Here is a 13,659-nt window from a genome sequence, read left to right as displayed (position 1 = left end):
ACTTATAATAAAAAGAGTTTATCAAAGAGAGCATTTGAAGAGTAATAATTTTTTTTAATGAAAAAAATTCTAATATCTATCAAAGTGCAATTCATCTCCAGCTTAAAGAAGCAGGAGAATTATTGCACAAAAATGTTAAATAAAACTCATTTTTAAATTATTTATAACATTAACTAAATATATTCTATACATGACAAAATGTATCATGGTTCAGGGAACCTCATCCAATGCTGGAAAAAGTATGCTTGTAGCGGCACTATGCAGAATTTATAAAAATAGGGGTTATAATGTAGCTCCGTTCAAATCACAGAACATGTCCCTAAACTCATACACCACTAAGGAGAATGGGGAAATCGGAATAGCTCAGATGCTTCAAGCCGAAGCCGCTATGGTTGAACCGAGTATTCATATGAATCCGGTTTTACTCAAACCAAAAGGAAATTTCACATCCAATGTCATCATCCAGGGAAAATCCGTTGGAGACATGAACTTTTATGACTACCAGCACAAATACCATGATACAGCATTCAATGCAATAAAGGAAAGCTTTAAAATTCTATCTGAAAAATACGATATAATTTTCATTGAAGGGGCAGGATCACCTGCTGAGATTAACATGCGCGATCAGGACATCGCAAATATGGAAATAGCCCATTTGGCAGATGCAAATGTAATTTTGATAGCTGATATTGAAATGGGTGGTGTTTTTGCGGCAATTGCCGGAACATATGTCCTTCTTGATGACTATGACAGGTCACGTCTTAAGGCAACTGTCATAAACAAGTTCAGAGGAAATCTTGATATCCTAAAGCCAGGACTTGACAGAATCGAGGAAATCACCGGCGAGCCTGTTTTGGGAGTTCTTCCTTATGACGAAACATTAAAGTTACCTGAAGAGGACTCCGCATCACTGACAACACATGTATTTGCACAGGACAAGGACATAACCATCGGTGTGATACGCCTGCCAAAAATAGCCAATTTCACCGATATAGATCCTTTCGAATACGAAGAGGATGTGGCGCTTAAGATGATTGGAGTCAATGATGATGTTGGCGATGTAGATGCAATACTGATTCCAGGAACCCGTAATTCCACAGAGGACATGTATGCATTAAGAGAAAGCGGCCTTGCAGATAAAATCATTGAAAAATCATCTGAAATTCCAATTGTAGGAATTTGCGGTGGCCTTCAGATTTTGGGAAACATCATCCATGATGATGACAAGCGCGAATCAGAACATGGAACAATTGAAGGTCTGGGACTTTTGGATATTGAATCAAGCTTTTCGAGAGAAGGTAAGATTGTAACCCAATCAGTTGCAACAATACCGGATGATTTGGATGGTCTTGCAGGTGAGATATTTAAAGACATCACTGGAGAGGAAGTTACAGGCTATGAAATCCATGAGGGAACAAGCGAACTTTTAAGCTCAACTGCACTTTTGGATATCAAACAGGGCCAGGGAAACAATGAAGATGGTAAAATCGATGGTGCCGTAAATGGAAATGCCTTTGCAACATATTTCCATGGAATATTCCACAACTACAACTTCAGAAGAGAATTTCTAAATTATATCCGTGTGAAAAAAGGCCTTGAAGCAAAATATGGCGAAGATCCATACGAAACTCAAAAGGATTATTCACTTAACAGATTAGCTGAAATTGTTGAGGAAAACCTCGACATGGACATAATCGATAAACTGATTTTTGATTAAGATGACAAGACCCACATTAACAGCAGACCTGACTGGCGAAGAGTTTAAAGAGTACTATTTTTTAAAGGAGGAACTCAAAGATTTTCTTAGAAAAGAAGGTCTTAAAGTTAGCGGAAGCAAAGAAGAGCTCGAAAAGAGAATAATTCATTACCTTGATACCGGTGAACAATTAAAAGAAAAAACCCCAATCGTTAACGTTAAAAATAGTCATATAGAAATAACTCCTGATTTAAAGATTGGAGAAAACTTCAGGTGCAGTGAAGACAAACGGGAGTTTTTCAAAAAAGAAATTGGAAAAAATTTTACCTTCAAGGTTAAATTCCAGAAATGGCTTAAGGCGAATCCCGATAAGACCTATCGGGATGCAATCAATGCTTATCATGAAATTCAAAACTCAAAGGAAAAAACCAAAATAGGCAAGCAGTTCGAATACAACCAGTACATAAGAGATTTCTTTAAAAATAATGAAGACAAATCATTAGATGATGCAATTGCCTGCTGGAAATACAAAAAGAGCATTAAAGGTCACAACAAGTATGAAGATAAGGATTTGGAAATATTGAACTAAATCCTATCCTTTGTGTGTTTTTGCCATACCTTGTCATTGTCTGATGCGGATGCCTGATTGTCAGCCATTACACCGACCAAAATCATGTGCAGCATAGGGTTCCTGCAAATATTCAATATCTTCATTCTCAGTTTCAAATCAACGGATTTTACCGCCCCTTCAACATGATGCATTTTGTAGGCCCAACGATTGGAGATATTACCTTACTTAGAAGCCATGCAAGAGACACCTCAGTCATTGACACATCATAATTTAAAGCTATTCCAAACTAAACTCGCCTCATAATGTAAAATACATATGAATAATCATCACTGTTTTGCCTATACACATTTATTTCCTTTTTCAACTGTCTTACAAAGTCCCTTGTAGATTTATCACCGTTTAATTTGGCTAAATTTTCTTCCAACTTATTATGAAAACTTCTCCAATCCTCCATGGGGACAATGACATAGTCAATGAACTCATAACCCCCATCAGAGATTTGTGAAATCTTGTTTTCAATAGTATCTACTTCATCATAAGTGTTTTTCCAAAATTTTCTGCTTTCAGAAGACGGTTTTTCAATCCATGAAACATCAGAAACAATCAGATATCCATTCGGTTTCAATAATCTCTTCCACTCTTTTAAACCTTTCCCGAATCCTATTATTTCAATTGAAGCTTCAGCATATACAATGTCAAACTCCTCATTTGCAAAGTCCAAATCCCTCATGTCCATCTGATATGTGAAGACCCTATCTGAAAGATTATTTTTGCTAATCTTTTCATCCAAAACGTTCAGGTAATGGACAAACAAATCGATTGCTTCAACTTCTGAATTTTTAAAGTGCTCTGCAAGTAGAATTGTAGCCTGGCCAACACCGCAGCCAATGTCCAGGATATTCCATTCACCATCAATGTCCAAATCAATTTTATCAATGACCTTTTTAGTTGTCACGACACTTCCGGGAGATAACCTGTCCAAATCTCTGTAGGCAATGTAGAAATATAATGGTATGTCCATATTTAAAAATTAAACCGTATCATTTAAAAATGTTAACTAACAAATTAATAAATATCAAATTAATTTTTGGAGATTAAAATATGATTTTAAATGTAAACGCAACTAACAAGAAATCTGGTGAAGTAATTTCATTTGATTTAGAAGGTAATGCAGACGCAGGATTCACATACGAAGGAACCCACATGCAGGAAGTAGCTGATAACAAAATCAGAGAAGTATGTAACGGTTTAATCTTACTCGGTTCCCCAATCTACACAATTAAAGCTGGTGAAACCGAAACCATTGAAAACATGACCTTCGTTACCGAAGTTAAAGCAGAATAATTCTGCTCTCTTTTTTTATTTTATTCAACATTTTTGTGCAAGAATTCTCTGGCTTCTTTAAGCCGGAAATGTTCAATTATTCATATTCAATCTCTTTTTCGCCATATTTTCTAACAGAATATCTCTCACCGGTCAACTTAAAAAAATCTTGCATAATCTCACATTACATATAATTGATGCTAAAATTCCAACATTCATAAGCTAATATAAAACAAACAAAAATCGCGATTAAATTTAATAACCATGAAAACAAATAAAATAATTATTGAATTTGATTTTTAATTCAGATACATGGTGATATTAATGTTAGAAGAATTTTTGCCATTTGTTGGCCTGATTATTTTTGGAAATATAGAAAACCTTATTTTAGCATCCCAGGGTGTTGTTAATGGTGTTAATCCTAAGGTTTTAGGTTTGTTAAGCATCATAGCTGTAATAATATGGTTATTTATTGGATTTGTCGCAACAGACGTTGCAATGCAGTATTCACAATACATTACATTCATTGGCGGACTTGCAATTGTAATATTGGGTATCATATCCATTCGCGATGCAGTGCATAACCTCAGACAAAACAAAGGAAGTGCATAATATGGTGGATTTAAAAGCTTACGCCCCATTTACCGGATTGCTCATCTTTGGAAACATCGAAAACCTGATTCTTGCATCACAGGGAGCCGTTGCCCATGTCAATCCAATCATATTGTCAATATTGAGCGTGATCGCAGTAATCCTATGGTTATTGCTTGGAACATACGGAACAAAGATAGCCATCAAATATGCGGATTACATTGAAATATTCGGTGGAGTGGCAATTATTGTTTTAGGTGTTGAATCAATGCTTGAAGCAATGGGATTTTAGATTTTAATCCCTAAACTCTTAAAAAAAGGGTTTAAAACATTAATGGTTGTTGAAAAACATCAACAAACCATCTATTTTTATTTAAAATTAATTTAACTCATTTATACTTGTTCCTTTTGTTTCAGGGAAAACCCAAATCCAGATTCCCACAAGAAGAGCAAATATTGCTGCTATAGCAATTCCATAACTTAAATCGAAGTATGTGGCAACAACAGTAATAATAACCGGCGTGATGAATTGTATTCCACGTGCAAGGTTGAATACTGTTCCAACAGCAGTGTTTCTGATTTTTGTTGGAAACAACTCTGAAAACAGTGCTCCAAATCCTCCGAAAAATCCTGTACCAAATCCTGTCAGGAACATGAAGACCAATATCAAATCCGGAATTGCAACAATCTGATTCCAGCAAAGTGTTATCATGGATATGCTTAAAGCCATGATGAAACTGTAGATAGTAAATGCAGGACGCCTTCCAAGCTTTTCAGCAACAAAACCGAAGCTAGTGTATCCTGCAAAATCTCCGCATTGAATCAATACAATTCCCAGCGTGGTACCAACCAATGCCAAACCCCTTTCCTTTTCAAGATATGTCGGAAGCCAGGAATAGGTAAACCAGTAAGCAGACATACCAAAAACACATAATATTAAAGATATGAGGAATATTTTTCTGTATTCGGTTGCAAACAATTGTTTAAATTCCTGAAAAATGTTTTTGTTGACATACTGATCTTTATTTTCAAGCCATACATCAGATTCCTTGAGATATCTTCTTACAAAAATAACCATGAGTGCAGGAAGTATTGAAAGTAGGAATGTTGCTCTCCAGCCGATTACTGGAGTTATTACTCCACCAACGATTGAAGCAAGAATTACACCAACAGGCGCACCGGATTGCATGAAAGCTCCGAATTTAGCTCTAAGATTATCCGGAAACGTTTCATTGATATAAATTTGACCGGTTGCCCATTCTCCGCCAACACCTAGACCTGTGATGAATCTGAAAATTAAAAGTGAATAAAAAGACCATGAAAAAGCACACAGCAATGTTCCTATAGAATAGACAATGATTGTCCATTGCAGTACTCTTTTACGACCATATTTATCTCCCAGTGCTCCAAAAATGATTCCGCCCAAACCGGTGGCGAACAATGACAAACCTAAACACAGTGAAAGCATTTCAGCGTTAATGTTTAAGCTGGACTGCAGCTGTGATATTAAAAAGGTAAATAGTACCAGATCATAGAAATCAAAAACCCAACCTGCCCAACTCAAACCGAAAATCCTATAATGATTTTTATTTAGCTTTGTCTGTTCATTCATCAACATTCTTCAACAACCCACTTAACTATATTGATTATAATTTTAATTAAAGATTTTTTAAATAATTTTCTATTTTTTTGAAAACACTGTTGAAAAGCCATCTTGAACTTCTCAAGCCGGAGAATTCTTGCACAAAAATGTTAAATAATTCTAAAAAGAATATATTACCATGAATTTCATGAACAATGATGCAAACATTAAACAGATTCAAATGATTAAATTCATTAATGAAAACTCAAGTGACGATCATGTGATATCAAAAATTACAATCGTGCTTCGCCGGGACAAAATTGAAGCCCCATATTATATGATTACAAAAGTCAAACTGTCTTCATGTATTGACAGACCGGAAAATGGATTAATACATGCAATGGATGTGTTGAACATTACCAGAAGACATAATTTAACTGAAGACACATATAACAGAATCAAATCCATGATTATTGCTAACGATTATGAATCTGAACAGGTAAAAGTCTCTAAAAGTGATGAACAGCTCAAAATGGTTCTGATGTCTAAAAATGATGATGAAATGAAAAATCTGTTTGAAAACCATGGCGAACTTTTCGATGAGATAGATAATCTGATTGATTAGAATCCAAAAAAGCTGTTATTGATTTTATCATATGTTTTATTGAAACATACTGAAACATTAGATTAATCTAGTTTGTCCACCAATGTATTGGCTGTTAAATACTGTTGATACTTCAAAAATTATCTTTAAAGACAATTAGAAGCCCAAAAAGATTATCATCGAAATAATAATCTAGAATGAGTCACTTTCAGTAAACACTATTTTTATATATGTTCCATTGTCATAGGTGTATCCTATCTCACCATCAATCTGTTTTGTGAGGTTTTGGATAACTGTCAAACCCAGACTGGTTGGATTGTCAAAATCAACGCTATCCGGTATTCCAACACCACTATCACGGTATTCCACTTCAATTTTCTTGTCAAGACGTCCAATTCTTATTTCCACATTTCCAGGATTGCCATCAGGGAATGCGTATTTTACAGTGTTGTTTATAAGTTCATTGACTATTAATCCAAGAGATTTTGCCTGCTTGGAATTTAATTTTATATCCTCCACTTTTGAGATGTAGTGTATTTTTGATGAATAGATATCAAACAGCGATTCGACAATGGAATCAATATATTCTTTTAAGTTTATTTCAACTAAATTTTCTGATTGATATATCTTCTCATGCATCACACTAACTGATTTGAGATGTGTTTTGGTATCATCCACGATTTCTTCAAGAGGCATATGACTGTGCTCTTCCATACGTATGAGTGACAATAGAATGTTTAAGCTGTTTTTTATGTTATGATGAGCTTCTTTGATTTGGATATCCTTGTCTTTGATAATCTCATTCTTTTTGAATATCTGTTTTTTCAGTGAATTGACATATGATGCTTCATCTGTAATGTCCTGGTGTGATGAAACATAACTTTCAGCATTACCCTGTGAATCATAAATCCTTTTAATATGATGTCTAATATATTTAATATTAAGCTTCAGTGTCATTATGCTTGTTGTGAATTCCACATCGGGATTTGCAGGACTAAGTGAATCTATCATTGAATCATACAGTTCCAAATCTTCACCTAGCATGAACTCTCTTACTGTCTGCGTATTAAATGGGAATGACCTGCTTTCATCTTCAATGACATCATAGAAATTATCAGAAACAATGAATTTATCCTCAGAGTATTTTCCGTAGGATACGATTGTTTTTGAATTTTCGGCTAAACTTTCAAAAGTATATTTCAGCTGAGTCTTTGAATCCTGACTGGATTCTATCCTATTTTTAGCTATTTCCTGCTGTGTCAAATCCTTAATTTTTATCAGCGCCGCTCGACGATTGTCATAGGTAATATATGAAATTTCACCATTTATGAAAAATTTTATACTGCCGTCGTTATTATAGGATGCTATAGGGGCCTTATACAATACCTTTTTCTGTCGTGAGATAAGTCCAATTTCCCTTTTAATTATTTCACCAACCTCTGGCAGCATACCTCCAAAACTATATTCAGAACCTAACATCTGCTCTCTTGTTTTATGAACATACCTTGCATAGTTTTCATTCAAATCAACAAATTTGCCGTCCTGCACTATGGCAACACCCAAATCTTCATCATTTAATGTGTGGTCCCTATACATTTTAACTTCAGTCATGTCTTCATGAATTGAAACAATTTCATCTCCAGCCCTAAAGTAACGAAAATCAAGATATTTCAGCAATTTCCCCTCATCATTCAGGTACTTGAGTATTCCGGTCTTCTTTTCACCGGTCCTATACACTTCCTGAAACATTTTCAATAAATTGTTTTCTTCATCATTATGTCCATACGTATGGGATATCAGTGATCCTATTTTTAAGTTGTTGTCCCAATGATTAAAATATTCCAAATGATTAATGTATTTCAGGTAAAAATCTTCACCATCATTGTATGGCAATAAAATAAATATCTCTTCGCCTAAATTAGATAGAAACTCTATTTGTTCATCATCCATTTGAGGAACATCCTTTATGAGGCATTCATCCTCTATATATTCGAGTTTATCAACCTTGATTTCGAAAAGTTTTTCATCATCATAAGTAAAATATGCCATCTTCATAACTCAGAGCCTCCATCATACATATGGTCATTAAATAATTTATAGAGTAATAATTAATATATATTTTCATTTCACTATTCAATTCGTTTTAGGGATTCAACAATATTCAATTTCTTGATTTTGCGTGAAAACATTAGGTTCACGACTATTGACAATGTAAATATTATTGCAGCAGTCAATAAAACATTTGTAACAGTTAATGAAGGGATTATGTAAAATGCATCTCCTGAAGACTGCCACATCAATCCCAAAATGTATAAACCTAAAGGTATTCCCAATATAAAACCAATTACTGTAAAGAACAGGTTTTGTGTCAATAGCAATCTTCTTAAGTCATTAGTTTTGAATCCCAATACCTTAAGGGTTGAAATTTCCCTTTCAATTTCCGTAAATGACAGCAATCCCAAATTATATAATACGATGATTGCTAAAATGCAAGCAAAGAATATCAGCACGTAAATTATAAGCCACATTGTCTCAGTAATATCGTCCCAGCTATCTTCGATGTCATCTATTGAATTGATTGTTTTAATTCCATCAAATGTTTTATTCACATGCTCGGAGGTTATGATACTTGTAGGAGTGTAATTTAAACCCAATTTCTCTAATTTATCAGGAGACATGATAATGCCCTGTGACATTGGATCTGCATGGATTTTATCGATTTTAGTTTCAACCCATTTATTTGACCCCATAATATGCCATTTAACGGTATCACCAACACCGATGCCCAGCATGTCAGCCATCTTTTGTGAAATTGAAACTTCATCGTCTTTAATGTCTATTTTATTCCAGTCATCATCAGTTGGCGTTATTAGATTAGTATCACCTAAAACAAGAAGCGAACCCGATTTTTTCAGGGTGTCTGATTCGATTTCAATAGTTCCATCCATTATTTTTTCGCCATTTACTTCACTAGCCACATTGTCAATTTGTGATGTTAATGCATCCTCATCAATAACCAACTTTGAGTCATAATGGTTAATTTGATTGTATTCCCATTCTTTCACATCATTTAATCCATCATACAATCCGAATGCACCAACCAAAAGCGCACTGCAACCCATAACTCCTATTATGGTCATTAATCCTCGCATCTTATTTCTTTTAGCATCCCTGTAATTCCAGCGGACATTGAATGACAATCTCTTCCAAATCTTTAGTTTTTCAATAAATCCTGAAGTAGATATCTTAGGTGCTTTTGGCCTTATTGCATCTGATGGCTTTTCATTTGAAATGCTTGAAACAGCAGAGTATGAAACTGAAAGTGAAAACAGGACTATCAAAGCCATTACAAATGCAAAATTTATGCTCCATGCAGGACCCCATAATGGAAGTTGATATGACCTAATCATTGATGGATAAAAGAGCTGAGGCAAGATCATAGGTCCTAAAAACAAACCCAAAAGCGATCCAAAAAGAACCAGCCAAAAGCCATAGGATATATAATGCAGCAGAATTGTGTTGTTTCTAAATCCGTTGGCTTTTAATATACCTATCTGGTTGCGTTGATTTGCTATAATCCTTGTCATTGTTGTTAAAAGGATTAACATTGCAATTATAATGAATACTACTGGAAAAATGTCTGCCATCATTTTGTGTTTTGTAATTTCCTGTGAAAATTGATTGACACTTGGATGATTTGACCTGTCCACAAATGAATTATAATAGCCATTTAAACGGTAATCAACTAATTTGCCAAATGTTTCTGCTTTACCATCAAACTTAACATTCAGTACATTATATGGGACAGTATCCTTTGGAAATGCCTTATATGACAAGTAAGCAAAGCCTATTTTGTCATGGTCTGGTTTTATTGAATATGATGATGCATGGAAAACATATTCTGGCGAATATCCTATTCCCTTAATTTCTTTTTCGATTTTATAACCTTTGGATTCAAAACTAATGTTGTCTCCAACTTTCAAGCCTTTGGCATCGGCAAAACCCTTGTCAAGCCATACACCATTGGAATCATTAATGTCTAACGGTTCACCTTCAACTAAATAGAACTTAGATACTGTGTTGTTTTCAACGAAATGCAGCGTTATTTCAGGATTATTTTCAAAGTCTGCTACAGAATCAACTACTAACTGTCTTTCCATTTGTGTAGTTTCACCTAAATTGTACACTTGCTCCAAAAACAAATCATTTAAGTAAGGCGAATAAATCCAGCCGTCAGCCAAGTTGGTGTCCTCATAAAAATTGTTTACATTGACCTCGAGACCTACACATTCACTGCCTATACCTGCTAAAAGAAACATTCCTAAAAATGCCATTAAAAAGATAGATATGAATTGAGTTTTGTGTTTCATTATATCTCTTATCATCTTTTTTGCAAGCATGTTTTTCACCTTGTAATAATATAGTTTCATATTTAAAACTATTTTAAAGTACTGTTTAAATTGGAATATATGTCAGTATTAATAATATTTGATAATATTGATGTATAAGTTTCTTTGAAATCTTCAATCAGATTATTGGAATATTTATTTGAATTTGTGATTATTAACCTGTAATTTTCGCCGTTTTGGTAAATTTGAACAAAGAATTCCGTTATCTGATCACCATGGGAATTTAGGATATGATTCATGACTTCAGAGCCAATATCATCAATGCCCTCCACATTATTAAAGTCATCTGCTATCCAATTTGGTACAAATTGGAATAGGATGTTAACCTCAAAATCATATTTTTGATAGAGTAACACAATTGGATAATAACTGTGCCTTGAAATTCCATAGACTGCATCGGCCATATCTTTCATAAACGAATTTATGCTTCTGTCTTTACAGTCTGCAACTAACGGCATTACATTGGATGTCATGCCTATGAAATTTTCGTTGAATCTGTCACGTCCATTTTCAATCATTGTGAATAATACTTTATCCCCATCTACAAATTGAGCGAGGGCATATGCAAATACACTTGTGAACAATACATTTTCACTAATTCCAGCATTATTTAAAAATGATTTGAATACCATTTTATCGAATTTTAAATCCCAGGTTGACGTGCTATATCCTTCAGATGAATCATCTTCCAATAATGTGCCCACATCATCAAGGGATGTTAATATTGGATAATAATATTCACTTGCCTCATCGAATTTTTCAGTACTTTTTATCTGATGTGTATAAGCTGATGATTTTAAGAAGGCATCATCGAAATCAACACTACCTCCGTCAAGAAGAATTTCGAAATCATGTTTGAATACTCCTGCAGAAGTTGCATCAAAAATGATGTGGTGAATTAGATAAAACAGGTAATATGATTCTTCAGTTTCAACGATCATGAACTTGGAGAGATTATTAAATATATCCATACTTTCAGCAAGGAACTCTATGATAATGTCATTATCATCTTTGGATTTTACTGAAATCGGAGGCTTGTCTCCTTTTACCAGATATGGATATTCTCCTTTAAGCAATCGTATGACAGTTTTAATCATATTATAAATGCCGCTCACGTCTTTTAATCCGTATTTATTAATCAAATTCATGATTTTTTTGATTCCAAGTTTTTTAGCTATCTTTATTAAATCAATAATCGCATCCAAATTGCCAGTATCGTCTGCATCGTTTACTTCGTATATGTCGCTTAGGTGCATGCTCAAAATAGGATGAGCGTTTAACAGTTCATTTAAAGCATTAAGTATGTCTTCAAGGCAATATTTTTTAGAAATGGCAATATATCCAGGTATATGATAAGCATCCTTTTTATTATAAAGGATTACATCGCCAAATACATTAAGCTGAGCTGCATTCAATGGACAACCACTTTCCAAACTATAAATATCTAAATCAAATGAGAAATCAGTCATGTTTTTTGCAATTGCCTCCGGAGTGCGGAAAGTGAAGATATCTACCATGGTAATATCATTGGATTCAATATATGACAGCAGCCTAATTGCAGTCAATGAATCTCCACCCAAACGAATGAAATCGTCATATATTCCGACTTTTTTCAAATTCAATGCCTTTTTGAAGGCTTCGACAATCTCTTTTTCATTTTCGTTTCTTGGGGCAACATATTCTACCTGCAGGCTTGTTTTGTCAATTTCAGGTAAAGCACGTTTATCTACTTTTCCATTAACATTTAAAGGAATTGCATCTAATTTAACGACGTATGATGGAACCATATATTCAGGTTTATGTGCATTGACATAATCGCAAATGGAATTCTTCAATTCATCCCCATCCAAATCATTGTTTATTACAACATAGGCAACTAATTCATTATTTCCGTTATTTATAGTTGTTTGTACTGTGACATCTTCAACACTGGTCATACTTCTTATTGATGATTCAACTTCTGTGAGTTCCACACGGTTTCCTCTTACTTTAACTTGGCTGTCACGACGGCCAATAATGCCTAATGTGCCATCAGGCAAGAATCTTACCATATCTCCAGTTTTATAAATGCGCTCATAGCCTTTTTTATCATCAAATGGATTGTCAAAGAATGCATTATCATTTTCTTTGGCGCGATTTAAATAGCCCGGAGTTAATTGACTGCCTGCTAGATATAATTCCCCTACTGCACCTAAAGGTACACGGCGAAGCTCCTTATCCAGCACATATCCTTTTACATTGCTGATGAATCTGCCTATGCTTGAGTGATGCATACGTTTGTTTGCGAATATGCTTGTTGATATTGCCAGGTTTTCTGAAGGACCATAGGATTCAAATGGACCGATGGAATCCGGTGCATTCAACTCACCAAGCTTCATTCCACCAAAACATAAAAGTTTGATTGTGGTTTCCATGCCGCTTTCAGCAAATAGCTTACCTACCTGGCTTGTAATGTAGGTATGAGTACATCCATGTTCAACAAAATAATCATTTAAAGCTTTCAAATCAAGCCTGATGTCTTCTGGAACTACATACAATGAACCTCCAGAAATGACCGGAGAATATAATGCGTGCACATGCATATCAAACACATAAGAGCAATGCATGCCATAAACATCGCTGGAAGTGAAGTTTGTTTCATCAACATACCATGATACAAAGTTATTTATGGCTTTTCTAGTAACCAAAACGCCTTTAGGAACACCAGTAGTACCACTAGTGTATAAAACGCAAGCAATGTCTTCCTCATCAACTTCAACAGTGCTTAAATGCTTTGAAGTTTGAATGTTGCCTGCAGCAATATCAGAAACATTAAAGACATTAATATTCAAATCATTTTCAGCAATGATGCTTTTCATGCGTTTGGCACTGTTATCATCAACA

General features: G+C 34.5%; 12 protein-coding genes. 6 read left to right on the top strand and 6 right to left on the bottom strand.

From position 1 onward, the window contains the following. Window positions 1-190 precede the first annotated feature (190 nt). Complete coding sequence (cobQ, locus tag Q0W04_RS09595; protein WP_298502623.1) at window positions 191-1,717, top strand: cobyric acid synthase CobQ; 1,527 nt, start codon at window positions 191-193, stop codon at window positions 1,715-1,717. A 1-nt stretch (window position 1,718) separates the two neighbouring features. Continuing rightward, complete coding sequence (locus tag Q0W04_RS09590; protein WP_298502621.1) at window positions 1,719-2,285, top strand: DUF6434 domain-containing protein; 567 nt, start codon at window positions 1,719-1,721, stop codon at window positions 2,283-2,285. On the opposite strand, the gene Q0W04_RS09585 is transcribed toward Q0W04_RS09590, so the two are convergent. After that, window positions 2,282-2,458 carry a hypothetical protein gene (locus tag Q0W04_RS09585; RefSeq protein ID WP_298502619.1) on the bottom strand — a complete coding sequence of 59 codons (177 nt, stop codon included), beginning with the start codon at window positions 2,456-2,458 and terminating at the stop codon, window positions 2,282-2,284. The genes Q0W04_RS09590 and Q0W04_RS09585 overlap by 4 nt on opposite strands. A 95-nt stretch (window positions 2,459-2,553) precedes the next feature. Next, window positions 2,554-3,288 carry a class I SAM-dependent methyltransferase gene (locus Q0W04_RS09580; protein WP_298502617.1) on the bottom strand — a complete coding sequence of 245 codons (735 nt, stop codon included), beginning with the start codon at window positions 3,286-3,288 and terminating at the stop codon, window positions 2,554-2,556. Window positions 3,289-3,368: 80 nt separating this feature from the next. On the opposite strand from Q0W04_RS09580, the gene Q0W04_RS09575 reads away from it, so the two are divergent. From Q0W04_RS09575 to Q0W04_RS09565, 3 genes are all read left to right on the top strand, one after another. Next, window positions 3,369-3,611, top strand: coding sequence for a hypothetical protein (locus Q0W04_RS09575; RefSeq protein WP_298502615.1), 243 nt, complete (start codon window positions 3,369-3,371; stop codon window positions 3,609-3,611). A 303-nt stretch (window positions 3,612-3,914) separates the two neighbouring features. Then, complete coding sequence (locus Q0W04_RS09570; RefSeq protein WP_298502613.1) at window positions 3,915-4,202, top strand: hypothetical protein; 288 nt, start codon at window positions 3,915-3,917, stop codon at window positions 4,200-4,202. 1 nt (window position 4,203) lies between these two features. Beyond that, a complete protein-coding gene (locus tag Q0W04_RS09565; RefSeq protein WP_298502611.1) occupies window positions 4,204-4,473 on the top strand; it encodes a hypothetical protein in 270 nt (89 codons plus the stop codon). Window positions 4,474-4,560: 87 nt separating this feature from the next. Here the strand turns inward: Q0W04_RS09565 and Q0W04_RS09560 are convergent, their stop codons facing one another. After that, window positions 4,561-5,799 carry an MFS transporter gene (locus Q0W04_RS09560; RefSeq protein WP_298502609.1) on the bottom strand — a complete coding sequence of 413 codons (1,239 nt, stop codon included), beginning with the start codon at window positions 5,797-5,799 and terminating at the stop codon, window positions 4,561-4,563. Window positions 5,800-5,962: 163 nt separating this feature from the next. Here Q0W04_RS09560 and Q0W04_RS09555 point away from each other — a divergent pair, with 163 nt between their 5' ends. Continuing rightward, a complete protein-coding gene (locus Q0W04_RS09555) occupies window positions 5,963-6,388 on the top strand; it encodes a hypothetical protein (protein WP_298502607.1) in 426 nt (141 codons plus the stop codon). Window positions 6,389-6,559: 171 nt separating this feature from the next. Here Q0W04_RS09555 and Q0W04_RS09550 read toward each other — a convergent pair whose 3' ends face one another. The 3 genes from Q0W04_RS09550 to Q0W04_RS09540 all read right to left on the bottom strand — a co-directional run. After that, entirely contained in the window at window positions 6,560-8,416 is a 1,857-nt protein-coding gene (locus Q0W04_RS09550; protein WP_298502605.1) for a sensor histidine kinase, read from the bottom strand. Window positions 8,417-8,496: 80 nt separating this feature from the next. Continuing rightward, a complete protein-coding gene (locus Q0W04_RS09545) occupies window positions 8,497-10,767 on the bottom strand; it encodes an ABC transporter permease (protein ID WP_298502603.1) in 2,271 nt (756 codons plus the stop codon). Between the two features lie 38 nt (window positions 10,768-10,805). Continuing rightward, window positions 10,806-13,659, bottom strand: a 2,854-nt coding sequence (locus tag Q0W04_RS09540) for a non-ribosomal peptide synthetase (protein WP_298502601.1), incomplete at its 5' end; no start/stop codon positions are given.

It is taken from the genome of uncultured Methanobrevibacter sp., from assembly GCF_947170395.1.
GTDB lineage: Archaea > Methanobacteriota > Methanobacteria > Methanobacteriales > Methanobacteriaceae > Methanocatella.
Note: the sequence above shows the minus strand (reverse complement) of the source record. Positions and strands in the feature narration are given on the sequence as shown.